The organism is Streptoverticillium olivoreticuli subsp. olivoreticuli (assembly GCF_003391135.1).
Taxonomy (GTDB): domain Bacteria; phylum Actinomycetota; class Actinomycetes; order Streptomycetales; family Streptomycetaceae; genus Streptomyces; species Streptomyces blastmyceticus.
In genome coordinates, this window is record NZ_CP031455.1 from 5,229,171 (window position 1) to 5,254,599 (window position 25,429).

The 25,429-nt window shown below is 70.9% G+C and carries 27 protein-coding genes; 5 read left to right on the forward strand and 22 right to left on the reverse strand.

What is annotated here, in order from left to right:
- Both DXZ73_RS22980 and DXZ73_RS22985 read left to right on the forward strand, forming a co-directional pair.
- Nucleotides 1–1,491, forward strand: a complete 1,491-nt coding sequence (locus DXZ73_RS22980; RefSeq protein WP_116215778.1) for an MFS transporter — start codon at nucleotides 1–3, stop codon at nucleotides 1,489–1,491.
- A gap of 251 nt (nucleotides 1,492–1,742) precedes the next feature.
- A complete protein-coding gene (locus DXZ73_RS22985) occupies nucleotides 1,743–2,504 on the forward strand; it encodes a TetR/AcrR family transcriptional regulator (protein ID WP_116212971.1) in 762 nt (253 codons plus the stop codon).
- A 169-nt stretch (nucleotides 2,505–2,673) separates the two neighbouring features.
- On the opposite strand, the gene DXZ73_RS22990 is transcribed toward DXZ73_RS22985, so the two are convergent.
- Together DXZ73_RS22990 and DXZ73_RS22995 are read right to left on the reverse strand one after the other, a co-directional pair.
- Nucleotides 2,674–4,320, reverse strand: coding sequence for an MDR family MFS transporter (locus tag DXZ73_RS22990; protein WP_116212972.1), 1,647 nt, complete (start codon nucleotides 4,318–4,320; stop codon nucleotides 2,674–2,676).
- Nucleotides 4,321–4,387: 67 nt separating this feature from the next.
- Entirely contained in the window at nucleotides 4,388–4,837 is a 450-nt protein-coding gene (locus tag DXZ73_RS22995) for a MarR family winged helix-turn-helix transcriptional regulator (protein WP_116212973.1), read from the reverse strand.
- A 208-nt stretch (nucleotides 4,838–5,045) separates the two neighbouring features.
- Here DXZ73_RS22995 and DXZ73_RS23000 point away from each other — a divergent pair, with 208 nt between their 5' ends.
- Nucleotides 5,046–5,291, forward strand: coding sequence for a hypothetical protein (locus DXZ73_RS23000; protein ID WP_116212974.1), 246 nt, complete (start codon nucleotides 5,046–5,048; stop codon nucleotides 5,289–5,291).
- 232 nt (nucleotides 5,292–5,523) lie between these two features.
- Here the strand turns inward: DXZ73_RS23000 and DXZ73_RS23005 are convergent, their stop codons facing one another.
- The 5 genes from DXZ73_RS23005 to DXZ73_RS38285 all read right to left on the reverse strand — a co-directional run bounded on the left by DXZ73_RS23005 (nucleotide 5,524) and on the right by DXZ73_RS38285 (nucleotide 8,880).
- Nucleotides 5,524–6,213 (reverse strand): hypothetical protein, encoded by a 690-nt coding sequence (locus tag DXZ73_RS23005; RefSeq protein ID WP_116212975.1) that lies wholly within the window; start codon nucleotides 6,211–6,213, stop codon nucleotides 5,524–5,526.
- A 67-nt stretch (nucleotides 6,214–6,280) separates the two neighbouring features.
- Nucleotides 6,281–7,114 carry an RNA polymerase sigma factor SigF gene (locus tag DXZ73_RS23010; protein WP_116212976.1) on the reverse strand — a complete coding sequence of 278 codons (834 nt, stop codon included), beginning with the start codon at nucleotides 7,112–7,114 and terminating at the stop codon, nucleotides 6,281–6,283.
- Between the two features lie 185 nt (nucleotides 7,115–7,299).
- Complete coding sequence (locus DXZ73_RS23015) at nucleotides 7,300–8,271, reverse strand: RNA polymerase sigma factor SigF (protein ID WP_240351450.1); 972 nt, start codon at nucleotides 8,269–8,271, stop codon at nucleotides 7,300–7,302.
- A gap of 140 nt (nucleotides 8,272–8,411) precedes the next feature.
- On the reverse strand, nucleotides 8,412–8,705 hold the full coding sequence (locus DXZ73_RS23020; protein WP_116212977.1) for a Dabb family protein: 294 nt from the start codon (nucleotides 8,703–8,705) through the stop codon (nucleotides 8,412–8,414).
- Between the two features lie 10 nt (nucleotides 8,706–8,715).
- A complete protein-coding gene (locus DXZ73_RS38285) occupies nucleotides 8,716–8,880 on the reverse strand; it encodes a hypothetical protein (RefSeq protein ID WP_162890291.1) in 165 nt (54 codons plus the stop codon).
- A 581-nt stretch (nucleotides 8,881–9,461) separates the two neighbouring features.
- On the opposite strand from DXZ73_RS38285, the gene DXZ73_RS23025 reads away from it, so the two are divergent.
- Nucleotides 9,462–9,845, forward strand: coding sequence for an STAS domain-containing protein (locus tag DXZ73_RS23025; protein ID WP_162890292.1), 384 nt, complete (start codon nucleotides 9,462–9,464; stop codon nucleotides 9,843–9,845).
- A gap of 33 nt (nucleotides 9,846–9,878) precedes the next feature.
- On the opposite strand, the gene DXZ73_RS23030 is transcribed toward DXZ73_RS23025, so the two are convergent.
- From DXZ73_RS23030 to DXZ73_RS23055, 6 genes are all read right to left on the reverse strand, one after another.
- Nucleotides 9,879–10,196 (reverse strand): hypothetical protein, encoded by a 318-nt coding sequence (locus DXZ73_RS23030; RefSeq protein ID WP_116212979.1) that lies wholly within the window; start codon nucleotides 10,194–10,196, stop codon nucleotides 9,879–9,881.
- Entirely contained in the window at nucleotides 10,193–10,483 is a 291-nt protein-coding gene (locus DXZ73_RS23035; protein WP_116212980.1) for a hypothetical protein, read from the reverse strand. Before DXZ73_RS23035 ends, DXZ73_RS23030 begins: the two co-directional genes overlap by 4 nt.
- Nucleotides 10,480–11,550, reverse strand: a complete 1,071-nt coding sequence (locus DXZ73_RS23040) for a type III polyketide synthase (protein WP_116212981.1) — start codon at nucleotides 11,548–11,550, stop codon at nucleotides 10,480–10,482. The genes DXZ73_RS23035 and DXZ73_RS23040 overlap by 4 nt, the downstream gene beginning before the upstream one ends.
- Before the next feature lie 219 nt (nucleotides 11,551–11,769).
- Nucleotides 11,770–12,483 (reverse strand): SDR family oxidoreductase, encoded by a 714-nt coding sequence (locus DXZ73_RS23045; protein ID WP_116212982.1) that lies wholly within the window; start codon nucleotides 12,481–12,483, stop codon nucleotides 11,770–11,772.
- The gene (locus DXZ73_RS23050) at nucleotides 12,480–12,887 is read right to left on the reverse strand and encodes a 5-carboxymethyl-2-hydroxymuconate Delta-isomerase (protein WP_162890293.1); all 408 of its coding nucleotides are present in this window, start codon (nucleotides 12,885–12,887) and stop codon (nucleotides 12,480–12,482) included. Before DXZ73_RS23050 ends, DXZ73_RS23045 begins: the two co-directional genes overlap by 4 nt.
- 371 nt (nucleotides 12,888–13,258) lie before the next feature.
- Entirely contained in the window at nucleotides 13,259–14,698 is a 1,440-nt protein-coding gene (locus DXZ73_RS23055) for an MFS transporter (protein ID WP_116212984.1), read from the reverse strand.
- 196 nt (nucleotides 14,699–14,894) lie between these two features.
- On the opposite strand from DXZ73_RS23055, the gene DXZ73_RS23060 reads away from it, so the two are divergent.
- Nucleotides 14,895–15,260 carry an ArsR/SmtB family transcription factor gene (locus DXZ73_RS23060; RefSeq protein ID WP_116212985.1) on the forward strand — a complete coding sequence of 122 codons (366 nt, stop codon included), beginning with the start codon at nucleotides 14,895–14,897 and terminating at the stop codon, nucleotides 15,258–15,260.
- Here DXZ73_RS23060 and DXZ73_RS23065 read toward each other — a convergent pair.
- From DXZ73_RS23065 to DXZ73_RS23105, 9 genes are all read right to left on the reverse strand, one after another.
- Nucleotides 15,163–16,548: a hypothetical protein gene (locus DXZ73_RS23065; protein WP_116212986.1), complete on the reverse strand. Its 1,386-nt coding sequence runs from the start codon at nucleotides 16,546–16,548 to the stop codon at nucleotides 15,163–15,165. The two genes, DXZ73_RS23060 and DXZ73_RS23065, sit on opposite strands and share 98 nt — an antisense overlap.
- A gap of 2 nt (nucleotides 16,549–16,550) precedes the next feature.
- Nucleotides 16,551–17,453 (reverse strand): FAH family protein, encoded by a 903-nt coding sequence (locus DXZ73_RS23070; protein WP_116212987.1) that lies wholly within the window; start codon nucleotides 17,451–17,453, stop codon nucleotides 16,551–16,553.
- 126 nt (nucleotides 17,454–17,579) lie between these two features.
- A complete protein-coding gene (locus DXZ73_RS23075) occupies nucleotides 17,580–19,328 on the reverse strand; it encodes a thiamine pyrophosphate-binding protein (RefSeq protein WP_205519208.1) in 1,749 nt (582 codons plus the stop codon).
- Nucleotides 19,325–20,509, reverse strand: coding sequence for a mandelate racemase/muconate lactonizing enzyme family protein (locus DXZ73_RS23080; protein WP_116212989.1), 1,185 nt, complete (start codon nucleotides 20,507–20,509; stop codon nucleotides 19,325–19,327). The genes DXZ73_RS23075 and DXZ73_RS23080 overlap by 4 nt, the downstream gene beginning before the upstream one ends.
- The gene (locus tag DXZ73_RS23085; protein WP_116212990.1) at nucleotides 20,502–21,380 is read right to left on the reverse strand and encodes an alpha/beta hydrolase; all 879 of its coding nucleotides are present in this window, start codon (nucleotides 21,378–21,380) and stop codon (nucleotides 20,502–20,504) included. The genes DXZ73_RS23080 and DXZ73_RS23085 overlap by 8 nt, the downstream gene beginning before the upstream one ends.
- Nucleotides 21,381–21,396: 16 nt before the next feature.
- Complete coding sequence (locus DXZ73_RS23090) at nucleotides 21,397–23,061, reverse strand: GH3 family domain-containing protein (RefSeq protein ID WP_116212991.1); 1,665 nt, start codon at nucleotides 23,059–23,061, stop codon at nucleotides 21,397–21,399.
- A gap of 155 nt (nucleotides 23,062–23,216) precedes the next feature.
- Nucleotides 23,217–24,209: an aldo/keto reductase gene (locus DXZ73_RS23095; protein ID WP_240351451.1), complete on the reverse strand. Its 993-nt coding sequence runs from the start codon at nucleotides 24,207–24,209 to the stop codon at nucleotides 23,217–23,219.
- A 154-nt stretch (nucleotides 24,210–24,363) separates the two neighbouring features.
- A complete protein-coding gene (locus DXZ73_RS23100) occupies nucleotides 24,364–24,546 on the reverse strand; it encodes a hypothetical protein (RefSeq protein ID WP_116212992.1) in 183 nt (60 codons plus the stop codon).
- Nucleotides 24,543–25,244 carry an OvmZ protein gene (locus DXZ73_RS23105; protein ID WP_162890294.1) on the reverse strand — a complete coding sequence of 234 codons (702 nt, stop codon included), beginning with the start codon at nucleotides 25,242–25,244 and terminating at the stop codon, nucleotides 24,543–24,545. The genes DXZ73_RS23100 and DXZ73_RS23105 overlap by 4 nt, the downstream gene beginning before the upstream one ends.
- Between the last annotated feature and the right edge of the window lie 185 nt (nucleotides 25,245–25,429).

Genomic DNA, 25,429 nt, shown 5'->3' on the forward strand with positions numbered 1-25,429 from the left:
ATGAACACTTCCGACGCCACCGGGCAACGACCCGAGCGCAATCCGGCCCGTTGGGTCATCCTCGGCGTCATCTGCCTCGCGCAGCTCACCGTCCTCCTGGACAACACGATCCTGACCGTGGCGGTCCCCTCCCTCACCGAGGAACTCGGCGCCTCCACCGCGGACGTGCAGTGGATGATGAACGCCTATTCGCTGGTGCAGGCGGGACTGCTGCTCGCCGCGGGCAACGCCGCGGACCGCTACGGCCGCAAGAAGATGCTGGCCACCGGGCTCGCCCTGTTCGGGATCGGCTCGCTCGTGGCCGGGCTCGCCCAGTCCACCGCGCAACTGATCGCCGCCCGCGCGGGCATGGGCATAGGCGGGGCGCTGCTGATGACCACGACGCTCGCCGTCGTCGTCCAGGTCTTCGACGACGAGGAGCGCACCAAGGCGATCGGCCTGTGGGGCGGGGTGAGCTCGCTCGGGTTCGCCGCCGGGCCGCTCATCGGCGGCGCGCTGCTCAACCACTTCTGGTGGGGCTCGATCTTCCTGATCAACCTGCCGGTGGCGCTGGTCGGCCTGGTGGCCGTCCTCAAGCTCGTGCCCGAGTCGAAGAACCCGTCCGGCGACCGGCCGGACCTCCTCGGCGCGCTCCTCTCCACGGTCGGCATGTCCGGCATCACCTTCGCGATCATCTCCGGCCCCGTCCACGGCTGGACCTCCGGACGGGTGGTGACCGCGGCTCTCATCGGTGCGGCCGCGCTCACCGCCTTCGCCCTGTGGGAGCGGCGCATTCCGTTCCCGATGCTGGACATGACCTTCTTCCGCAACAGCCGGTTCGTGGGCGCCGTCGCGGGCGGCATCCTGGTGGCCTTCGGGATGGGCGGCTCGTTCTTCCTGCTCACGCAGCACCTCCAGCTCGTCCTCGGCTACGACCCGCTGCAGACGGGGCTGCGGATGACGCCGCTCGCGCTGGTGATCGTCGTCCTCAACCTCACGGGAGTGGGCGCCCGGCTGCTGCCCAAGGTGGGCACCCCCGTCGCCATCGCCGGAGGCATGGGCCTGCTCGCCGCGGGACTCGCGTCCATCGCGGTGCTCGGTGCGCACGGCTACGCGGGGATGTTCCTGGGCCTGGTGCTGATGGGTGTCGGCATCGCGCTCTCCATGCCGGCGATGGCCAACGCGATCATGTCCGCGATCCCGCCGGAGAAGGCGGGCGTGGGCGCGGGCGTCAACGGCACGCTCCAGGAGTCGGGCAACGGCCTGGGCGTGGCGGTGCTGGGCGCCGTCCTCAACTCCCGCTTCGCGGCGCTGGTCCCCGCGGTGGCGGCGGGGGCGGGGTCCCTCCCGGCGGCGCTCTCGCGGGCTTCGTCCGCGGCCGACCGGGCGGAGATCCGGGACGCGTTCGCCTCCGGCGTGCAGGCGAGTCAGCTGGTGGGGGCGGCGGCGGTGCTGGCGGGTGGCGTTGTCGCGGCGATCCTGCTGCGCAGGGCGGAGCGCGCTTCGGGGTGACCGGGGCCCGGGTGCGGGTCCGCTGCCGCCTGCGGCGGGCTTTCCCCCACCCCGCCCCTTCCCGAAACTGGGGCTTCGCCCCAGACCCCGAAAGCGGCTGCGCCGCTTGTCCTCAAACGCCGGACGGGCTGAACAACTCAGCCCGTCCGGCGTTTGAGGACGCGGCCGCAGGCCGCTCCCACCGCAGGCGCAGTGGACCCGCACCCCCCAACTAGCATTCCGTACGTATCACCCGTAAGAAAGGGAATCGCATGGCGAGCAGCAGTCGCACGGACAGCCCGCAGGCCAGCGTGTGGCTGGCCGGGAAGCCGGTTCCGAAGCGGAAGGGGGAGGCGGAGGGCGGCGCGCTCGATCTGGAGCGGATCGTGGCCGCCACGATCCGGCTGCTGGACGCCGAGGGGCTCGCGAAGTTCTCGATGCGGCGGCTCGCCGCCGAGCTCGGGGTGACCGCCATGTCCGTCTATTGGTACGTCGACACCAAGGACGACCTCCTGGAGATCGTCCTCGACGGGATCAACGGCGCGATGGTGGTCCCCGACGTCTCCGACGAGGACGCGGACTGGCGCGACCAACTGCGCCTCCTCGCCCTGGAGTACCGGAAGATGCTCTCCGCCCACTCCTGGGTCACCCAGCTGCTGAGCCGGTATCTCAACGTCGGGCCGCGCTCGATGGTCTTCTCCAACGCCTGCCTGGTCGTCGTCCGGCGCAGCGGTGTGGGGGAGGAGCGGATCACCGGGGCGCTGTCGGCCGTCTTCCAGTTCGTCTACGGCTTCTGCACGGTCCAGGGCATTTTCGAGGAGCGGGCCCGTGCCTCGGGCCTGTCCGAGGACGCCTACTTCAAGCAGATCATGGCCCAGATCGCGGTCCGCGACGACTTCAAGGAGTCGTTCAAGGAGGCTGCCGACCTGGTGGAGTCGCAGGGCGGCCTGACCTTGACGGAACGCCGCGAACGGGACTTCGCCTACGCCCTGGAGACGGTGATCGCGGGCATCGAGGCCATGCGCGACCGCTGACCCGCCGCGTACGGCAGAGCCCCGGTGGTGGCGCGCAGGCCGTCCCCTGCCTTTGCGCGCGCCGTCACCGGGGCTCGTCGTCCGGGACCGTTCATGCCGTTCCGGTCCCGGCTTCCGCCGGCGGGGGCACGACTCCGCTCGTGCCGTACCCCCGCCGCCGGGGTCTGTGTCAGCCGGCCTGTGCGGCCGGCTCGGTGTCCGCCGCGGACGTGGACCCGGAGGCCGCCGCCTGCGTACCGGACTTGCTCTTCAGCGCGACCTCCTTGATGAAGAGGGTCACGATGAAGGCCAGCAGCGCGCAGGGCGCCGCGTAGAGGAAGACGTCGCCGACGCCGTGTCCGTACGCGCTCTCGAAGACCTGCCGGATCGGGGCGGGCATGTCGGACAGCTTGGGGATGCCGCCGCCGGAGCCGCCCTTGCCGAGGGCCGCCGCGGCCTTCGGGCCGAGGGCGGTGATGCCGTCCTTGACGTAGTCCGGGACCCGGTTGGCGAAGACCGCGCCGAGCGCCGAGACGCCGACCGCACCGCCGAGGGAGCGGAAGAAGGTGACGACGGAGCTGGCGGCGCCGAGGTCCTGCGGGGCGACCTGGTTCTGCGCGGCGAGCACGAGGTTCTGCATCATCATGCCCATGCCGAGGCCGACCAGGGCCATGTAGATCGCCAGGTGCCAGTACGGGGTGTCGTAGCGCATCGTGCCGAGCAGGCCCAGGCCCGCCGTCAGCAGCACACCACCGGAGACCAGCCACGCCTTCCAGCGGCCCGTCTTGGTGATGATCTGGCCCGAGACGGTCGACGAGATGAACAGGCCGCCGATCATCGGGATCGTCATCACGCCGGACATCGTCGGCGTCTTGCCGCGGGCGAGCTGGAAGTACTGCGAGAAGAAGACGGTGCCGCTGAACATCGCGACGCCGACGAAGAGGCTCGCGATCGAGGCGAGGGAGATCGTCTTGTTGCGGAACAGCCGCAGCGGGATGATCGGCTCCGCCGCCTTGGACTCGACGAGGACGAAGAGCGCGCCGAGCGCGATCGAGCCGCCGACCATGACGTAGGTCTGCCAGGAGATCCAGTCGTAGTTCTTGCCGGCCAGGGTCACCCAGATCAGCAGCAGGGTGACGGAGGCGCTGATGAAGAACGCGCCCAGCCAGTCGACCTTGACGTCCCGCTTCACGACCGGGAGCTTCAGGGTCTTCTGGAGCACGATCAGCGCGATGATCGCGAAGGGCACACCGACGTAGAAGCACCAGCGCCAGCCGAGCCAGTCGGTGTCGGTGATGACGCCGCCGAGCAGCGGGCCGCCGACCGTGGCGACGGCGAAGGTGGCGCCGAGGTAGCCGCTGTAACGCCCGCGCTCACGCGGGGAGATCATCGCGGCCATGACGATCTGGGCGAGGGCCGAGAGACCGCCGACGCCGATGCCCTGGACGACCCGGCAGGCGATCAGCGTGCCCGTGTTCTGGGAGAGACCGGCCACGACGGAACCACCGACGTAGACGATCAGGGCTATCTGGACCAGCAGCTTCTTGCTGAAGAGGTCCGAGAGCTTGCCCCAGAGCGGGGTGGACGCGGTCATCGCCAGCAGCGAGGCCGTGACCACCCAGGTCAGGGAGGACTGGCTGCCGTGCAGATCGTGGATGATCTCCGGCAGCGCGTTGGAGACGATCGTCGACGACAGGATCGCGACGAACATGCCGAGCAGCAGCCCGGACAGCGCCTCCATGATCTGGCGGTGCGTCATGGGGGCGGCGTCGGAGCCGGAGTGGCCTCCGTGCTTGGTGTGTCCGCCCCCCACACCGGCGGGTGTGGTCTTGGCCATTGATTTCCTTACTGCCGATGAGTGCGTGTGTGGGGTTGGTGCGGTCCGCGGGGCGCGGACCGCGGTTCTACGGCTGCGGAGCGCGCAGCCGGCAGCCGCCGAAGCTCTCGCGGAGCCGGCCCAACAGTTCGGTGAGCCGGGCGACGTCCTCGTCGGGCCAGTCGCTGAGGCAGGCGGCAAGTGCCCGGGTGTACCGGGCGGACACCTGCTCCAGCATCTCCACTCCCCGCGGGCTGATGCTGAGCAGCCGGGAGCGCTTGTCGAGGGGGTCGGGGTGCCGGTCCAGCCAGCCGCGCTCGGCCGCGTACGCGACGTGGCGGCTGGTCACCGACATGTCGATGCCCAGGAGTTCGGCCAGCTTGCTCATCCGGACCTCGCCGCACTGCTTGAGCAGCGCGAGCGTCATCGCCGACGCGGGCGGGCACTCCGGGGGGAGCACGCGGCTCAGGTCGCGCCGGACGGTGGCGACGGCCCCGAGCTGGCGGCTCAGTTCCTCGTACTGCTCCTGTGCGGCCACTCGACGCACGCCTCCACTTCAGTTGCTCAGGGCAACCATAAGACCAGAACTTGGTTGCTGAAGGCAAACGAAATGGGGGCCTTGCGGGTAAAGGAAACCTCAAGGTCTGCTCGGTGAGGTGTAAAGAGGCAGGTGGGGGGTGTGTGGATGCGCTTTGTGCGCGGCCCGGCGCGCGAAACCCGGGGCTCCTTCGCTAGGGTCCTGGCCTATGGCCAACCCCCATCAGCACCCCCAGCAGAACCCCGAGGGCTACGACCCGGCGGGGAGCACCCAGATGTTCCGTGCGTTCGTGGACGAGGGCCCCGGTGGGGGCGGTGGTGGTGGCGGGCGCGGTCGCGCGGCGGCGCGCGCGGCTGCGGCGCCGGCTTCCGGGTCGCGGGTCGGAGTCACTGCCGCTGTGATCGTGGCGATCGTGGTCGTGGTGGCGGCGGTGGCTTGGCTGGCGCTCAGTTAGTGACCCGGGGTGGGCGCGGGTTGTCGGCGCCTGCGGCGGGCTTTTTCCCCAGCCCCGCCCCTTCCCGAAACCGGGGAGACCCCGGACCCCCAAAGCGGCTGCGCCGCTTGTCCTCAAACGCCGGACGGGCTGGAAAACCAGCCCGTCCGGCGTTTGAGGACAGCGCGCGAAGCGTGCTTCGGGGTCTGGGGCGAAGCCCCAGTTTCGGGAAGGGGCGGGGCTGGGGAACAAGCTACGACCACGTCGCCGCCGCCACCCGCGTTTCCACCCGCATACCCAACGGCACGCGCCACTCGTCCACGCACACCACCCACGCCCCTTCCACCGACCGCCCCGCCCCGATCGGCGCGGGCAGCGAGCGCGTGGAAGGGAGTGTCGCCCAGTCGATGCCGAGTGCGTCGATGACGTGCGTGCCGAAGGTGATCGTGCCCGCGGTGATCGGTGGGCCGGCGGTGTTGGTGAAGGTCACGGTGACCTTTTCGCACCACCGGCGTCCGTCGGCGTCCGGCTCCCGGTGGGGGTCGCCGACGCGGAGGTCCGCCGGGCTGCTCGGGAGCGGGGCGGGAGTCGAGGGGCGCGACGGGCGTGAAGGGGCGGGTGTCGGCCTGGAGGGTGCGGGGCCGTGGGTCGCCGCGCGAGGGCTCGGGCCGGCCGAGGTCGTCGGCGGGCTCACGGGACTCGGCGGGGCCTTGGGCGGAGGCGGAGCCGAGGGTGCGTCGCTCGCGTCGTCCAGCGGGATCAGCTCCACACCGCCCTTGGGCGGGACGGCGCCGTCGACGGACCGGGACGAGCCGGGTCCGGCGGCTCCCGTCGCGACATAGGCGTCACGGCCGCTGCCACCGCATCCCGAGAGCAGGGCGCCCAGGGCGAGCGCGGCGGCCCCGGCGGAAGCGGAGGCGGAGACTAGTGTCTTCCGTCGCATCGGCCCAGTGTGGCTGACGCGGCGTCAGGTGTACATATGGGTGGACGGTCCCCCGTTGATCCCGTCCTCAGTCGGCGATGAGCCCCTCGCGCAGCTGGGACAGCGTGCGGGTCAGCAGCCGGGAGACGTGCATCTGGGAGATGCCGACCTCCTCGCCGATCTGCGACTGCGTCATATTGGCGAAGAAGCGCAGCATGATGATCTGCCGCTCCCGCGGCGGCAGCTTGGCCAGCAGCGGCTTGAGGGATTCGCGGTACTCGACGCCCTCCAGCGCGCTGTCCTCATAGCCCAGCCGGTCGGCGAGCGAGCCCTCGCCGCCGTCGTCCTCGGGGGACGGCGAATCCAGCGAACTGGCCGTATAGGCGTTGCCGACCGCCAGCCCGTCGACCACGTCGTCCTCGGACACGCCGAGGCACAGGGCCAGTTCGGGGACGGTGGGGGAGCGGTCGAGCTTCTGGGCGAGCTCGTCGCTGGCCTTGGTCAGGGCCAGCCGCAGCTCCTGGAGCCGGCGCGGCACGCGCACGGACCAACTGGTGTCCCGGAAGAACCGCTTGATCTCGCCGACGACGGTCGGCATCGCGAAGGTCGGGAACTCCACCCCCCGTTCGCAGTCGAACCGGTCGATCGCCTTGATCAGGCCGATCGTGCCGACCTGGACGATGTCCTCCATGGGCTCGTTGCGGCTGCGGAAGCGGGCCGCCGCGTAGCGCACGAGCGGGAGATTGAGCTCGATGAGGGTGTCGCGGACGTATGTACGCTCCGCGCTGTCCCGGTCGAGCGTGGCCAGCCGCAGGAACAGCGAGCGGGAGAGGGTGCGGGTGTCGATGGCTTCGCAGTCGTCGAGCACGGCGTGCGGTGCGTCGTTGGCGAGCACCTTCGCGCTGCCCAGGTCTACGGACATGCCACCCCCTTGAGGTCGCGGACGGGTCACAGCAACTCCCTCGTACGAGGGTCGGCCTCCACCTGAATACCGGAGGCCGGGCTGTGGCAAACGCAGTTCCAGCAGAATGTCACATGTCGGCAACACGCTGTAGCGTCAAGTCGACATATCTGCCCGCTGGCATCAAGGGTCGTCACCCTTGCGGGTTACGCGTCGATTCGATTTGCGGAACGCAGGCGGGCGAAGCTCCGGGAGAGCAGCCGGGACACGTGCATCTGGGATACGCCCAGTTCGGCGCTGATCTGGGACTGCGTCAGATTGCTGTAGTAGCGCAGCAGCAGGATGCGCTGTTCGCGCTCCGGCAGTTGGACGAGCAGGTGGCGCACGAGATCCCGGTGTTCGACCCCGGCCAGGGCCGGGTCCTCGTAGCCGAGCCGGTCCAGCAGGCCGGGCAGCCCGTCGCCCTCCTGCGCCGCCTCCAGCGAGGTGGCGTGGTACGAGCGCCCCGCCTCGATGCAGGCCAGCACCTCGTCCTCGGGGATCCGCAGCCGCTCGGCGATCTCGGCGGTGGTGGGCGTCCGCCCGTGCAGCACCGTCAGGTCCTCGCTCGCGCCGTTGACCTGCACCCACAGCTCGTGCAGCCGGCGGGGGACGTGCACGGTGCGGACGTTGTCGCGGAAGTAGCGCTTGATCTCGCCGACGACGGTCGGCATCGCGAAGGTCGGGAACTGCACCCCGCGGTCGGGGTCGAACCGGTCGATGGCGTTGATCAGGCCGATCGTGCCGACCTGGACGACGTCCTCCATGGGCTCGTTGCGGCTGCGGAAGCGGGCCGCCGCGTAGCGCACCAGCGGGAGGTTGGCCTCGATCAGGGCGGCCCGTACGCGCGTGTGCTCGGGCGTGCCGGGCTGGAGGGTGACGAACTCCTTGAAAAGCACCTGGGTCAGCGCCCTGGCGTCCGCGCCCCGGCTCCTGGGGTGGTCCTCGGGCTCGTCCCCGGGGTCGTCGGGGGCGGGGGCCGCCTGCTCCTCCGGTGCCGGGGGACGGGCCTCGGGGGCGGGCTTGTGGGCCTCCGCGGAGGCGGGGGGCTGGTCGCGTTGGAGGGGGGCTTCGGGGACGGTACGGGCCGACACGGTCACGCCACCCTTCACGGTCAACTCTCCGGCAAAAGCGGTCATAGCATCACAAGACATGTGCACTGTGTGCAAGCACCGCATAGTGCCGTGTTGAGGGCAAAAAAGGGCCCTTCGCCGAGGTCGGCGAAGGGCCCTCTGGGTCGTGCGGAGACCGCGATCCCGGCAGGTCGGCCGGGGTTCCCTCAGAACGGGTAGTCGGCGATCACCCATGTGGCGAATTCGCGCCACTGCGCGACGCCCGCCTGGTGCGCGGGGTGGTCCAGGTAGCGCTGGAGCGCCTCGGTGTCGTCGACGGCGGAGTTGATGGCGTAGTCGTACGCGATCGGCCGGTCCGTGACGTTCCAGGCGCACTCCCAGAAGCGCAGCTCGGGAATCTGCTTGCCGAGCTCCTCGAACGCCTGCACGCCGGCGGCGACGCGCGGGTCGTCACGCTCGACGCCCTCGTTGAGCTTGAACAGGACGAGGTGACGGATCACGGTTCTGCCCTCAGTTGATGAGCTGGGTCATAAACTCGCCGACGCTCTTGGCGGCGTCCGAGATGCCCTCGAACCCTACCTGGACGAGTTCCGCCGACCGCGCCGGGGAGTGGATGATCGTGTACGCCACAAAGATGATGACGGCGTAGAGCGCGATCTTCTTCGCCTGTGCCACGACCCCACAGCCTCCCCTGCTGTCCCCGGTGCCCCTAGTGGTCGCGAGAGTCTAACCGTACGTATGGGCGAAATGCTGGACCGGCGACTCCGGAGGAGCCACGGAGGCGGTGCGGGACCTCACGGCACCTTTAAGGACCAAAGGCCCGCCAAGGGGGGTCCTTCGCCCGCCGGTCGGGCCCGGGCGCGGGCGGAGGATGGGGGTAAGCACATCGGATCTGGCAGGAATCCGGTGGGCCAGGGACATGGGCCTCACTGCGGGGTCCGGGCCGCGACTTCCCCCCGACTGCGGCCCGTACTTGGAGGACCGTGTCCTCATCGGGGGAGGCGACTGCCCCGACCGGGCGTCGCTTCCCCCCGTTTTCCCTCTTCTTCCGGCCTTCCCGCCGCCCTCGGGGCCCCGGTAACGGTCGGCACCCCCATCCCGCGCGCCTCCCGTGGCGCGCAGCGCACTTCACCTCGTTCCGGCACGCGCCTGTGCCCCTCAATGCCTCAAGAGCTCACACCCTTGCGACGAAGGTGAGAAGTACGTACTGCCGGGGCACCAGAAAGGCATACGGCATATGCGGCCGAGGGAGGTCGGTGAGGGGCGACATGGGCGCGGACGAACCCGCCTTCGCCATGCGGGAGCGCGTGGCGTACGGCGCCATCATCATTGAACTGCACGGAGAAATCGACATCTTGGCGGAGCAGGTGCTCGGCCCGCGCGTGGACACGCTGACGGAGCGGTTCCGCGCCGACATCGTCATCGATCTCCGCCGGGTCACCTTTCTGGACGCCAGTGGACTGCGGCTGTTGCTGAGGGCGCGTCACCGGATGCGGAACCGGGGCGGGCGGCTGCGGCTCGTACGGGGGATTCCGCGGGTGGCGAAGGTGATGCGGATCGCCGGAGTCGACACGGCGTTCACGTTCGTGGACGCCTTCCCGGCCGTCGCCGACCCGCAGGACGGCAGCGTGCCGGCGTAGCGACCGGGGCGGCGGTCACCACGCCGGCACGCATCAGCCGCCTCTCGACGTCAGCCCCAGGAGGCGGACCCGTCTCTCCGCGGTGCGCAGTTCGCCGCGGGCGTCGGGCGGTATGAGGACCACCTGGCCCGCGTGCGCGCGGACCGGGTCGGTCTCCTCCAGGACGAGGGTGATGGCGCCCTCCAGGACGATCAGGGCCGTCTCGGTGCCCGGTTCCGGGGTCAGGCGGAAGCGCTCCGCTTCGCACAGCTGCCAGTGCTGCGCGTCGTCGCACTCCGCGTGCAGGACGCCCGAGGGCAGCATGCGCTGGAGGATCGCCGTGGCGGAGCCGGTGGCGGGGGAGAGGATCACTGTTCGGGCCTCCGGCTCGTGACGTCCAGGGTGACGGGGATGCAGCGGTCCGGGTCGCGCAGCGTGAAGAGCGTGTGCGCCCCGGTCGGGATCGGCATGTCGGGCCCGGGGCGGGCGGGATCCGCCGTCACGTGCACGACCAGCTCGGTGAACGGGGCCCAGGCGGAGGGCCGTTCCGCCGCCGGGACGTCCACCAGCTCCAGGCCGCGGATCGGCCCGGACAGCAGACCGGTCATGTCGACCGCGCCCGCCCCGATCAGGTCCAGCACCACGGGTGCCCCGCTCATGACCGCTCCTCCGCGTCGACGGGCCCGCACCACGTGGCCCGGCACGCCGCGGCCGTGAAGCCGGGGCCGAAGCCGATGAGGACGCCGGTGTCGCCGGTGGCGGGCGGCGCGTCGTACGTACGGGCCAGCACGTCGAGCACGGCCACGGCGCCGAGGTTGCCGCGCTCCTGGAGGCTCTCCCAGGAGCGGCGGGTGACGTCGGGGTGGCAGCCGAGGCCCTCGGCCAGATCCATGAGGATGCGCGGGCCGCCCGTGTGGGCGACCGTGAACTGCGGCTTCCAGGCGCCCGTGTCCGCCCCGAGCCACTGGCGCAGGTGCGGCATCAGGTCGCCCACGCCCTTGAGCGCGGCCGGGGTGCTGCCGAAGTGGAACCCCCGGTCGTCCAGGGTCATCTCATAGCGCTCGGTGCTGTCCGGCACGACGTACTCCCAGGTGTCGTCCACCCGGAACGCGGGCCCCTCCGGTCGGGCGTCGGTCACCACGCAGGCGCCGGCCGAGTCGCCGAACAGCGCCTTGTAGATCATCGCTTCCATGCTGTCGTCGCTGTGCTGGTAGACCGAGCTCAGGATCTCCCCGGCCACGACGAGCACGCGCTGCCCCGGGTGGGCCGCGAGGTACTCGGCGGCGCGCACCAGCGCGTGGGCGCCGCCCGCGCAGCCGAGCTGGGTCATGGGGATCCGGCTGACGGTGGAGCGCAGCCCCAGGGCGTTGACGAGGTGGACGTCCAGACCGGGGACCGCGAACGCCGTGGCATGGCTGGTGATCAGGCAGTCGACGTCCAGCGGGCCGAGACCACCGGTGCGAAGCGCCTCACGGGCGGCCCGCCCGGCGAGCCCGCACAGATCGGCGTACGCCTCGGCGTTGCTCTCCGCGGCGGGCCGGTCGGCGGCCACGGTGGCCAGCGGCCGGGCGAAGCGGCGGCGCCGGACGCCGGTCGAGTCCAGGACGCGCAGGATGGCGGGGAGCCGCGGGTGGCCGGGGTGCGCGCGGACGATGTCGTCCTGGATCTCCTTGAGCGTGACTTCGTGGGGTGGCAGTGCGACGACCGGGCGGTTGACGTAGATCATGACTGCTCCGTGGGTGGGAGAACGCCGTTGTATGTGTGGTGCGATGTGCTCCGGGCGGTGTTGTGGGGGTGCCCGTGGTTCGTTTCCTGTCCGTTCGTTGCCGGGGCTCCGCCCCGGACCCCGGTCCTCAAACGCCGGACGGGCTGGAGTTCGCGAACCGTGGTTCTCGAACTGCGGCTGTCCAGCCCGTCCTGGGCGTTGCGGAATCGGGGCGGCCGGTCAGGCGATCGAGCCGCCGCCGTCGACGAACAGGGTCGTGCCGGTGGTGTACGGGTTGCCCGCCGTGAAGAGGACCGCCTCCGCGATGTCCTCGGGCTCGCCCACGCGCGCGACGGGCAGCCGCGCCGTGGCCGCCTCGTACATCGCCTCGCGGTTCGCCTCGGGGAGCGCGTCCCACAGCGGGGTCTTCAGCAGGCCCGGCGAGACCGCGTTGACGCGCAGCGGCGCGTACTCCAGGGCCAGCCCGCGAACCAGCGCCTCCAGGGCCGCGTTGATCGCGCTCTGCAGCGCGGCCGCCTTTCCGGGGCGTACGGACAGATAGCCCGTGACGAGCGTCAGCGAGCCGGCCGGCCGGACGGTCAGCGCGCGGGCGAGGCGGTACGCGCCCCAGAACTTGCTGTCCATCGCGGCGTACGCGTCCTCCAGCGGCAGGGTGTCCACCCGGCCCATGGGGGTGTCCGCCGCCGAGATGACGACGTGGTCGAACTCGCCCGCCGCGGCGGCGAATTCCTCGACCGCGGCGTTGTCGGTGATGTCGAGCGGCTGTCCGGTGGCCCGGTCGCCGAGCGTGGTCAGCGCCGCCTCGATCTTCTCCTTGGAGCGGGAGGCGATGGTGACGTGGGCGCCGAGCGCGGCGAACCGCCGGGCGGTGGCCAGGCCGACGCCGGAGCTCCCTCCCACGACGAGGACGCGCTTTCCTTGGTATTCGGTCACTGTGCGGTGCTCTCCTGTAGTGACGGGGCCTGGGGGACCAGGTCCTCGGAACGGGTACGGGAATAGCTCTCGCGGTTCAGCTCGGTGATCTGAACCGATATGTCGCAGGAGGTCTCGGCCATCGTCCGGTGGAAGTGCCGGCCCAGCACGCGGAGTGCTTCCTGGCTGATCAGGCGCTTCGCCTCCGCCGGCTTGCCGGCGAAGGTGCGGATGTCGAGGTTGACGAAGGCCTGCTCGTAGGTGCCGTCGCCGATGAAGGCGTTCAGGCGGACGGCCCTGCTCTTGAAGTCCTGGACACGGAAGCCGCCGACTTCCGAGAGCGCGGCATGCAGTTCCCTGAAGAGGCGCTCGATGTCGACCTGTTCACGGATGTTGCCCGAGTGTTCGAGCATGAGATGCGGCATGCGCTTTCCTTTCTGCGGTGTGGTGATGCCGGCGTATACCTCCTTCTCTGCTTGCCTTGTGGGCATCTACCGACGGCGGATACGCCGGCATGACAAAACCGCCGGCGCGGGGCCGACGGTTCTGGGTCTGTGGGTTCGGGGTGCGGCTTGCTTGCGCCTGCGGCGGGCTTGTTCCCCACCCCGCCCCTTCCCGAACTGGGGCTTCGCCCCAGACCCCGAAGCACGCTTCGCGCGCTGTCCTCAATCGCCGGACGGGCTGAAATGCGCACCCTCGGGGGTCTGGGGGCGGAGCCCCGGCCTCGGCGGAGCCGAGCATCAGATGCTGTGGGAAGGGGCGGGGTGGGGAACAAACCCCCGCCCCCCGCGGCGTGTTACTTGGCCGGGACGGCTGTCTTCGTCGGGGTCGGGGCCGCGGCGGTCGCAGCCTTCGTCTTGGCGACCCGGTGGATGCCGAACGCGCTGAGCAGCACGCACAGGAGCAGCGCCGCCACCGCCCAGCCCAGCGCCGTCTGGAGGCCCGACGTGAACGTGTCGGCGTCGGCGTGGCCGACGATCAGGCCCATGACGGCCACACCGATCAGGCCGCCGAGCTGGCGGGAGGCGTTGAGGACGCCGGAGGCGATGCCGATGTTGCCCGAGTCGACCGCGGAGAGCATGGCGTTGGTCATGGCCGGGACGACCAGGCCGATGCCGAAGCCCGCCACCAGGAACTGCGCGATGATCGCGACGTACGAGCCGGAGTTCACGGCCGGGAGGGTCGCGAGGTAGCCGACCGCCGCCAGGGTGCTGCCGGTCATCAGGACCGTACGGGCGCCGTAGCGCTTGGCGAGCGGGCCGCAGGCCAGGTTGGCGATCATGATCGTGGCGGTCATCGGGAGGAACGCGAGGCCGGCGACGATCGGGGAGTAGCTCCAGGCCGTCTGGAAGAAGAGGCTGAAGACGAAGATCAGGCCGTAGAAGGCGAAGTTGACCAGGACGCCGATCAGCGAGGTCGAGGTGAACGCCTTGCGGCCGAAGAGGTGCAGCGGCAGCATCGGGTCGCCGCTCTTCTTCTCCGCGACCAGGAAGGCGATGGTGGCGACCACGAAGACGGCCAGGCAGGTGACGACGACCGTGGAGCCCCAGCCCTTGCCGTTGGCCTCGATGATGGCGGCGGTGAAGGTGCCGAGCGCGAGGACGGCCAGGACCTGGCCGAGGACGTCGAAGGAGCGGCGCGGCGCCTGCGGGTCACGGACGGTGCCGGGCGCGTTGACCTGGGTCAGCCAGATGCCGACGATCGCGATCGGGACGTTGACGAAGAAGATCGAGCGCCAGCCGAGCTGGTCGATGAGCACACCGCCGACCACCGGGCCGAGGGCGAGGGCGAGACCGCCGGCGGCGGCCCACAGGCTCACGGCCTTGGCGCGCTCGGTGGCGTCCGGGAAGGACTTGTTCACGATCGACAGCGAGGACGGGACGATCATCGCCGCGCCCAGGCCCTGGATCACCCGGGAGACGATCAGCGCGACCAGAGTGGTGGAGGCGCCGCAGGCGAAGGACGCCACGGCGAAGAGCGCGAAGCCCACCTGGTAGATCCGCTTGGGGTCGAAGCGGTCGCCCAGCGCGCCGGTGGACAGCAGGAACGCGGCGAAGGTGAGGGTGTAGCCGTTGATCACCCACTCCAGCCCGGAGAGGCTGCCGCCGAAGTCCTTGCTCAGCGCGTCGGTCGCGACGTTGACCACGCTGACATCGAGGATGACGACGACGAACCCGAGGCAGGCCGCGAGCAGCGACAGCTTCCTTTTCGCAGTACTGGGTTCACTCTGGGACATGCCTATTCCTAAGGTCGGTGAAGGGCAGGGGGAACTGCGGGGAAAGTCGGGACCGGGGCGGGCCGGGGGAGTACCCGCCCCGGGGTCGGCGGGAGCCGGGGACGCACGACTCGAATAGACTGTTCGACGTGAGGCGAACACGTAAACTGTACGCAGAACGTCGAACACTTTGCAATCGTTCGTCAGAAAGGCCGTCATGAGCAGGGAAAACGTCGCGGCGTCGGCGCCGCATCGCACGCCACCGGAGCATGTCCACCCCCGGGACGTGGCCTTGGAGACCGCGCTGGCCGCGCTCTCCGACCCCGTACGGCTCACGCTCGTGCGGGAGTTGGCCGGAAGCGAGGACTGGGAGCGCACCTGCGGGAGCTTCGACGTGCCCGTCCGCAAGGCCGCGCTGAGCCATCACTTCGCGGTGCTGCGCTCGGCAGGGCTCATCGAGCAGCGCGACGCGGGCGCCAAGCGGATCAACCGGCTGCGCAAGGCCGAGTTCGAGGAGTGCTTCCCCGGGCTGCTCGACCTCGTCCTGCGGGACGCGGCCGTGCGGCCGGGCCGGCCGGAATAGCGACCGAGCCGTACGGCGGGCGCGGCCCCGGGTCCTCCCCGGGCGCCGTGGCCACCGCCAGGGCGACGCGCTCCCGCAGCAGCTTCGCCGTGCCGTCCACGACGGCCCGGTCGACGCTCGGCGTGCCGTACGACAGCGCCAGGCCGAAGGCGCCCCGGAAGGTCGACAGGTGCAGCACCAGGCCGTAGTTGGCGCCGGTGCGGCTGACCACCGTACGGAATCCGGTCACCCGCTCCACGTGCGCCCCCAGCGAGGCGTCGACCGGGCCCACATTGGTGATGCAGATGCCCGGGGAGCTGTCCGCGGCCGCCGTGGCCTCCACCGCGGCGCGGATCTCCCGGTGGTCGCGGGCCGCCGGCCGCCAGGCGGCGTCGGCCGCCCGGAAGCCGTCCCGGTACGCCTGGGCGTGGTCCTTGAAGCTCCCGCCGTCGAGCCGCAGCGGCGCCCGTACGACGCTGATGCAGCAGCCCAGGTCGGTCAGGTGCTCCGTCTCGGCGTAGCGGCGGCGCAGGGAGACGGCCGTGAAGAACTCGACCTCGTCGCGGCCGGTGGTCAGCGCGAAGGACTCCGCGAGCGCCGTCGCGAAGAATTGATTGACCGTCAAGCCCCGGCGTCGGCAGTAGAGTTTGACGGCCTCCGACTCAGCCGCCGACAGGTCGACGGGCACGAACGCCGCGCCCCGCTCCGGCCACGGCGCGCGCACGGCGAAGGGGATCGGGTCCACGGGCGCGTCCGGCACGGCCTCCGCCTCCGGGACGTCCGTGGCCGGGATCCGGTAGGTGAGCTCGTCGCCGTTGCGGGAGAAGGGCTCCGGCTCCCCGCCGGACGGGGTCCCGAAGAGCTCCTCCAGCAGCACCCGCAGCGTGCCGCCGGTGGAGTGGCCGTCGGATATGGCGTGGTTGCGGGTGAAGTAGAGGTGCGTGACCCCCGCCTCCTCGTCGGCGGCCGCCCGCAGCCGCCACAGGGCGCCGCCCGTCGGCAGGACGTCGTTGAGCTCCTCGCCCTGGAGGTCCTCGGGCGGGCGCCCGGCGGGCAGCGGGCCCCGGCGCAGCTGCTCCGGCTCCGGCCCGGGGCCCTCGCGGAACCACAGCGAGCCGTCCCGTTCCTCGATGCGCGCCCGCAGCAGCGGCAGCCGTCGCGCCCAGCGCTCCACGGCGTCGCGCAGCTCCGCGTCGCCGAGCAGGGCGTCGACGCTCACCCAGGTGGTGACCTGGGTGTTTCCCTTGAGCAGGCCGTGGGTGTAGGCGAAGGACGCCTCGACGTCGCTGAGCTTCCGGATCAGCTCCACGGTCACTCCACCGGCCTTTCGGAGCCGTCCCAGGCGATCACGTTCGTCAGGGTCACGCCGTGGCTCGCCACGTCGATGGTGAGCCGGTCGCCGTCCCCGATGCGGAAGCCCGCGTGGAAGCTGCTGCGGTCCGCGCCGATGAAGACGTAGTGGACGCGGCCGGGGTGGTGCAGCGGGGGGTAGGAGAAGAGGTGCTCCATCATGCCGTCGAGGCGGTAGGCGAGGGCGTCGGTGCCGGTGGTGAAGCCGCCCTCCCACGCGGTCACGCCGTCCCGCTCGACGGAGACCTTGCCGGTCACCGAGCGCGGCGGCTCACCGGAGAAGAACCAGGGGGAGACGGCCGCGTCGCACAGCTTGGCGTACGAGAGGTGGCCGTTGTCGCGCTTGAACCGCCCGATGTCGGTGAGGTCGTTGCCGAAGGTGTAGCCGACGTAGCGGGGCCTGCCCTCCTCGTCGTCGATGTAGATCAGGACGACCTCTGCCTCCTCGCACACGGCGACGGCCGCGGCGGGCACGGTCAGCGGGTCGCCCGCGACCTTGAGGGAGGTGCCGAGGCCCTTGAAGAACCAGTTGGGCTGCGGGCGCTCCCCGCCGTCCTCCGGCTCGTCGGCCACCTTGACGTTGTGGGTCTGCATAAACCCGCTGACCAGGGCGTTCCCCAGCTCGGTGGGCAGCAGCGGCGGCAGGTGGCGTACCTCGTGGCGGCGGTCGGCCGGCACGGTGACGGCCGGGCCGCCCGCGGTGACGGCGGCGGCGAACGCGGCGGGGTCGTAACCGGCGGCCGCCAGCTGGGCGCCGAGGTCGTCACCCGCCGTCCGGTAGAGGTGCAGCGGTGCTCCGTCGGCGGGCTCGTCGAAGCCGATGAGCCGCTCGCCCTGGTACGTGCATGCGAAGAACTGTGTCACGGCGGAACGCCCTCCATGGACGTCGGTGAACTCCCGGGGGAGCCGGTGGGGTTGGGGAGGAAGGGGCCGGTGCGGGTGGTGTCCGGTGGCGGGGGAGGCCCGCCCGCCCCGGGGTCGCGCCGCCGGTCATTCCATGAGGATTTCCACGAGCGCCGGCTTGCCGTTGGCCTTGATGAACTCGACCGCCTCGCGGATGGCCGGCGCGACGTCGGCGATGGACTCGACCCGCGGCAGCGCGTGGATGTTGTACGACTGCGCGAGGGTCACGAAGTCCACCGGGTTGTCGTAGAAGCTCGTGGCGATGTGCGCGCGGTCGATGTCGCGGTCGCGGTTGCCCGCGATCCGCGCGGCGTGCTGCGTCGAGTTCAGGTAGAGGCGGTTGTTCATGACGATCGTCAGCAGCGGGACCTCGTAGGCGGACAGCGTCCACAGGGCGCTGGGGGTGTAGAGGAAGTCGCCGTCGGACTGGAGGTCGATGACGATCTGCCCGTCGTCCTTGTGGGCGAGGGCGGCGCCGACCGACGCGCCGAGACCGTAGCCGAGCCCGCCGCCGCCGTTGAGGCCGAGGTAGCTCTGCGGCCGCTCCAGGGGCCACAGCTTCTTGACCCAGCCGTCGATGGTGAGGCTGCCGGTGTTGGCCAGCACCCAGGTCTCGTCGCGGACGGCGCGGTGGATCTCGTCCACGGCGGCCGCCACATTGATGATCTCGTTGCCCTTGGCCTCCGCGGCCTGCTCGGCCCACTCGGCGCGGGCGCGGAGGTGGGCGGCGGAGATCTTCTTGACGCGCGCATCGCGCCGGGCGGTGAACTCCGGGGTGGCGAAGGAGGCGTCTTCGGCCCGCTCGCGCAGCGCGGTGACGCTGCCGAGGGCGTCGGCGGCCACGGCCTGGTCGACGGGGACGAACTGCTGGTAGTCCGCCGCCCACTTGCTCGTCAGCAGGTCGTTGGCGCCGATGGTGACGACGTGGGCGCCGTTCGCGGGCTTCCCGTGGTCGTCGAGCTCCAGGAACGAACCGAGCGCGCCCGCGAGGTCCTGCACCTCCAGGGCGAGCACCAGGTCCGCGTCCTCCAGCAGGCCCGCGGTCGCACCGGAGAGGTTGAGCTCGTGGGTGCTGGGGAAGTTCATCCGGTTGCCGCGGTCGACCACGGCCAGCCCCAGGCGCTCCGCGAGGGCGGTCAGCGGGGCGACGGTGCGCGGGTCCTGGCCGGAGAAGTCCGTGATCAGCACGGGCAGTTCGCTGTCCCGCAGCCGCGTCGCGAGGCTGTCCGCGGACAGCGCGTCCAGCGGCGGCAGCTCGGTGGCCAGCGCGGCCGTCTTCGGCAGCAGCCGTACGTCGTCCTGGAGCGGCTGCTCCTGGATGTCGAAGTCCAGGGCCACGAAGACGGGCGCCTTCATCGGCGTGTTCATCAGCTTGAACCCGCGGTAGAGGGACTCCACGGTGGCGCGCTGGCTGGTCGGCTGGTCGCACCACTTCACATAGTCCTTGACCACGGACTCGATGTTCTGCGAGGTGTGGATCCAGTCGATCCACGGCCGCCGCTTCCCCGCGTCCAGCGGGCCGTTGCCGCCGAGCACGAACAGCGGCACCCGGTCGCACCAGGCGTTGAAGACGGCCATCGAGGCGTGCAGCAGGCCGACGTTGGCGTGCACGAAGACGCCCATGTGCCGGTTGCTCGCCTTGTGGTAGCCGTGGGCGATTGCGACGGCGATCTCCTCGTGGCAGGCCATGACGATCTCCGGGGCGATCTCCGCGTTGTCCTCGTGGACGAGCGAGTCGTGGACGCCGCGGAAGGACGCTCCGGGGTTGAAGGTCACGTAGTCGATGTCCTGCTGGCGCAGGAACTCGACGATCACGTCGGAGAAGTACTTGGTCATGCCTCGGCCTTCGCTGCTGCCACGAGGGGCTGCCATTGGTCGGTGTCCCCGGCGGCCCTGAGCACTGCCCAGTCGCCGGCGCTGTCGTCGAGGGCCATCCCGAACCCGGCGCCGTCGGCGGGCGAGATGGTGTTGGAGCCGCGGTCCACGGCCGGCGGCGGGGTGACGATCATCCGCTCGAAGAAGCGGTCCGACTGGCCCGCCTCGACGGTGATCGCGTCCCGGTGCCGGAAGGCGAGCTGCCGCCCGGCGGCGATCAGCGGCCCGGTCTCCGCGACCTGGACCCCGACCTGGAAGCCGATGCCGTGCTGCCGCGCGAAGTCGATGATCTCCGCCGAGCGGAGCAGCCCGCCGCATTTGGCGACACGGACGTTGAACGCGTCGGCGGCGCCGGTCCGCACCGCCGTGCGGGCGTCGTCGAGCGAGCACAGCGACTCGTCCAGCATGATCGCCACCCCGGTGGCGAGCCGCAGTTCGCGCAGCTCGGTCCAGGCGCCCTTGCGCAGCGGCTCCTCGATCAGGTTCACGCCGCACCCGGCGAGCAGCTCGATGTGGTGGAGCGCGTCGTCGTAGGACCAGCTCATGTTGGCGTCGACCATGACGGGGACGCCGGGGCCCAGCGCCTCGCGGACCGCGGTGACGGTCCGGGCGTCGCGCTCGATGTCGTCGGACGCCTTGACCTTCACGAAGTGGAACGGGCCGCGGGTCGCCAGGAACTCCTCCACCCCGATGCCCAGGTCGATGACCTGGGACACCGGCAGCGGGCCCCCGGCGCTCCGGCCGGGCCCGGCGGGGCGGATCAGCTCGCCCACGCCGAGCCCGAGCCGGTGGCCCAGGAGGTCGAGCACCGCGGTCTCCAGCAGGCAGATCAGGTTGTTCCCGCCGGAGATGCCGAAGGTCCGCTCGAAGCCGTCCCGGCGCAGCAGCGCGGCGAGTTCGGCGCTGTCGGCGGTCCGCAGCCGCTCCAGCAGGCGCCGCATCGGCACCCTCCGGAGCTCCCTGCGCACGCCGTCGGTGGTCTCACCGGTGACGTACGGGCGCGGGGCGCACTCGCCGAGCCCGGCCACGCCGTCGACGGTCAGCTTCAGGACGAGGCCGTCGGACCGGCGGCGGCGCGCCGCGGGGTGGTCGAAGCCCACCCGCATCGGCAGCGCCACGTGGTACAGCCGAGCCTCATCCATGGTGGTCCAGGCCCGGTATGAGGGTGTAGGTGGAGGACCAGTTGACGAGGCTGGTGCGGACGTCGGTGTAGTAGAGGTAGTGCTGGTTGGTGGGGAACTTGATGATGCCGCCGCGCCCCCGCGTCATCTCGATGAACGTCTTGTGGGCGTCGTCGAGGTCGACGATCGGGTCGGTGAGCCCGGAGACGTAGCCCATCGGCACCGGCGGGAGCTCGCGCTCCGGCTCCATGTAGAGCTTCTCCAGGCCGAGGAGCGTGGCGCGGGAGCGCTTGGTGAGCTGCCGGACGGCGAGGTCGTCGTTGTCGATGTAGTGCTGGTACTTCACGCTGTCGGTGAAGTCCGTGGACTTCAGCGCGGCGTCCCACAGCTGCGTGCCCGTCTCCTTCGCCAGCGCCTCCCGCTGCTCCTCGGAGAGGGTGGCGTGCAGCTTGCCGAGCCAGGTCGAGCAGAAGACGGCGGAGTCGTAGGGGATGTCGAAGTCCCGATGCTGCATCAGCGCGGCGAGGAACGAGCCGCCCAGGCAGTGCCCGAAGAGCTGGAGGGGCACCTCGTCGCCGATGATGCCGCGCACGGCGGCGAGGGCGGCGGCGTAGTCGCCGAGTACGGTGTCGACGTCCGGGATGTCGTTGCGCTCGCCGTCGCTGATGCCGCTGCCGCGGCGGTCGAGGACGAAGAGCGCGATGTCGTTGTTCGCGTACTGCGGGCCGACTTCCCACAGCCAGCCCGCATGGCTCTGCAGGCCGTGGAAATAGAAGATCGCGCCCTTGAGGTTCTTGGGGCGCCACAAGTGCAGCGCGAGGTCGGCGCCGTCGCGGCGCACGTGGACGATCTCCTTGCGGGTGTTCTGCGGGGGGCGCTTCAGCTCCAGCATGTGTGCCTCTTCCAGGTCAGTCGCCGACGATGTCGGCGACGAATGCGATGTCCTGCTGAAATGGCTTGTACTTGTACTGGGTGGCGTTGCCGGCGAGCCGCCGGCTCTCGACGTACGCGTTGATCGCGTCGTGCGGGACGGTGACGACCTCGATGGCCCCCAGCCGTCCGCTGTCGCGCTTGGACGCGTACTCGATGTTGATCGTCTTGAGCTCCTCGTCGATCCGCCCGGACAGCGCGGCGTCGATGCCCCTGTCGCTGCCGTGGCTCTCGACCAGGGCGACGTAGTGCGGGGGCTCGCCCCACTGCGGGCCGCACATGTACAGGCCCATGTCGAGGCCGAGTCCGGCGACGCCCTGCTCGATGGCCTGGGTCACCTGGGCCTCGGTGATCTTCTCGCCGGTGAAGGAGTGGAAGACGCCGTCACGCCGCAGGAAGTGGATCCACGGCACACCGCCCTCGACGCGGTCGACGTGGTAGATGTCGCCGGTCCACAGCCGGTAGAGGCCGTTTCCCTGCGACATGACCAGGTGGTAGTCCTCGCCCGCCTCGACCTCGTCGAAGAGGAGCGTGGGGACGGCCTCGCCGCGCTCCACGAGCTCGCCGAGCGGCACGCTCGCCGGGACGAACTCGAAGAACGCCTGGCTGATCGCGAGCGGCTGGCTGTGGGCGGTGTCGTCCACCGGGATCGTGGTGACGCCCTCGGTGCCGCAGCTCATGAAGGGGAGCTTGGCGACGCCGGGGAAGACCGCGTCGAGCTTGCTCTGGTAGAGCCCGGCGGACGCCGACAGCCAGCAGCTGTAGAGCGTCAGCGAGGGCCAGACGTCCTTGAGGCTGAAGGCCGGGTCGGCCAGCACCGCCTCCAGGCGGTCGGCGGCGGCCGGGTCGGGCTCGCCCCACGGCTCGCCCTCCACCGTGCCCTCGCGCAGGTCCCGCACCAGGCTCTTGCCGTGCACCGCGATGAGGTCGCGCAGCGAGATCAGAGTGCTGGGGTTGATCGAGGAGATGTAATGCAGGTTCCTGCCGAGGAGGTGGCGGATGCGGTGGTACATCCGGCCCTCGTGGCTGGTGGGGGTGTCCGGGCCGAACCAGGGCGCCTCGTACCACGGCGGGTTCCAGTCCCGGGTGTTGATCTGCGGGTGCCGGTTGCTGACGGCCTGGTGCTCCACGCCGTGCACGAAGTCGCTGACGTCCTCGCGGACCGTCTGGGTGTCGAGCGTGGCGTAGGGGTGGGCGAGCAGCTCGGGGTGGTGCTCCAGATAGGTGCCCCACATCGCCATCATCGCGGGGATGCGGTAGGTCAGCAGCCAGTGCAGCGTGTAGGGGACGCGCTTGGGGGTGCCGGTGGTGCCGCTGGTCTTGAGCCAGCGCAGGACCGGGCTGCACGTCAGGGTGCCGCCCTTGGTGCGGGTCTCCCGCTCGATGACCTCGGCGAAGTCGTCGTAGCGCATGATCGGGAGGGCCGAGCGGAAGGACGTCGCGTCCTTCGCGAGGGTGTCGTAGCCCCGCTCCTTCCAGTGCAGCGAGGCCGCGCTGACACCGATGATGTCGTCGAGCACACGCTCCTGGGCCGCCCCTGGGTTCTTCAGGTCCGCGAGCAGCCGCTCGTGCGCCTGGCGGCACTCCTCGATGAAGCGGCCCCGGCGCGCCTTCCAGTGTTTCTGCCAATCCGATATGGACATGTCCACTTCTCTCCGCATGGGTTCGACTGGGTGAGGGAGGGTGAAGCAAGTGCGTGCGCCTGCCGGGAGCGGCAAGGGCCGGCGAAAACGCCGAGCACCGGCGGAGGGGGAGGCCGCCGGTGCTCGGAGTCAGGAAATAAGGAGGGCCGCTGGGATCAGCGGTCGATGAAGGCCATCATCTTCTCGTTGTAGCGGGGACCGGCCACCTGCGAGGAGTCGACGGCTTCCTCGATCTCGCGGAGCAGCTCCGCGTCGAGCCGCACCCCGGCCGCGCCGAGGTTCTCCTCCAGGTAGGTGCGGCGCTTGGTGCCCGGGATGGGCACGATGTCGTCGCCCTGGTGCAGCACCCACGCGATGGCCAGCTGGGCGGGGGTGAGGCCGTGGCGGCCCGCCAGATCCTTGATCTTCGCGGCGATCGCCATGTTGTGGTCGTAGTTCTCGCCCTGGAGGCGCGGGTCGTGGCTGCGGAAGTCGTCCTCGGGGTAGTTCTCGGCGCGGTCGACGCTGCCGGTGAGGAAGCCGCGGCCGAGCGGGCAGAAGCCGATGAGGCCGATGCCCAGCTCGCGGAGGGCCGGCAGCACGCCGTCCTCCAGGTTGCGCTCCCAGACCGAGTACTCGCTCTGGACCACGGACAGCGGGTGCACGGCGTGGGCGCGGCGGATGGTGTTCTCGCCGGCCTCGCACAGGCCGAGGTGGCGGACCTTGCCCTGCTCGACGAACTCCGCCATGGTGCCGATCACGTCCTCGATCGGGACGTCGGGGTCGACGCGGTGCTGGTAGAGGACGTCGATGTGGTCCGTCCGCAGCCGCCGCAGCGAGGCCTCCACGACCTCCCGGATGTGCTCCGGGCGGCTGTCGACCTTGGCGGTCGAGCCGTCCTTGAGCTTCATCGGGAAGCCGAACTTGGTGGCGATGACGACCTGTTCGCGCTTGCCCCGGAGGGCCTTGCCGAGCAGCTCCTCGTTGTCGTACGGACCGTAGGCCTCGGCGGTGTCGAGCATGGTGACGCCGAGCTCCAGGGCCCGGTGGACGGTCGCGACCGACTCCGTGTCGTCGGTGGCGCCGTACCACTGGCTCATGCCCATGCAGCCGAGGCCGATCTGCGCGACCTCGAGGCCCTGGCTGCCGAGCTTGCGGTGTTCCAGCAACGTGCTTCTCCGTTCGGGAGGTTGGTCTTCAAAAGGGCGGTGCGTGCCGATGACGTGCGTGTACGGGGCGGGGAGTGGCCCCGGTGCCGACGGGGGTGCGGCACCGGGGCGATGGTCCTGCCCGGCCGGGCAGGGGGGAGGCCCGGCCGGAGTCTCAGGGGCGCGATCCGCGGACCAGCTCGGCGAGTTCGTCGAGGTCGTACGTGGCGCGCCGGGCCGTGCCGTAGCGGGTGATGCGCCCGCGGTGGGCCCACTGGCGGATGGTGCCCTCGGTGACCCCGAGGGCGAGGGCGGCGACATTGGTGGGGACGCGGCGGGCGCGCTCGGCGGGGGTCATACCGCGGCCACCTCCTTGCGGCGGTCGCCGAGCCGGAGCCACATGCTGGGGGGAAGCGTGTGCCCGGCGTCGCAGACCAGCCCGCGCAGGGCCGCCTTGCTGCTGCCGATCGAGGAGATCGACACCGTGCCGTGGCAGCCCGGTTCGGGGCAGTCGCCGACCGGGGCCGGCTCCACGGGGTCGGGGTCGATCACCCGGCGCATGGTGCCGACGAGCAGCATGATCTCGTCGGCCGCCTCGCCGGCGGCCGGGTGGGCCGCCAGCCAGGCGAGCTGGGAGCGCAGGAACGCGGCCAGCGCCGGGACGGTGCGTGCGGGGGGTGTCGCGAGTGCGCGCTCCTCGACGACGAGGTCGGCCCAGGAGACGAGGGTGCACAGGGCGCGGTCGCGGACGCTCGCGGTGTGCGGGTCGATCGGCAGGCGGAGCTCGCGGCTTCCGGAGACGCGCGGTGACATCCAGGCCCGGCCCGGACCGCCCAGCTCGTGGTCGCTCTCGGCGTGCAGGCCGGGGAGCTCGGCGAGCTGGTCGGCCAGCCGCTCCCGGCAGGGCCCGCAGAGGCGGGAACCCGTGCCGGTGCGGCGGGTGCGCGGGTGGGGGTCGTCGTGGTCACGGCGGCACCGGGGCGAAGCGCACAGGGGGCCTGCGGTGTCGGTGGACACGCGGGGTTCCTGTGCGGCGAAGGCCTGTGGGCGGGTCACCAGTCCCATCTCCTGTTCATCCACTGTTAAATACCCTCCCGAAGGAATGTTTTTAGCTTGTGGGGATCCGCTGGGGAGGGTCGAGGGAATTGAGCGAAGGACGCGTTCAACGTCGGGGTCCAGAAGACACAGTGGCTCGCGAAGAAGCGTGACACATGTGCTGCCCGCCGCGCAACCCCCGGTTT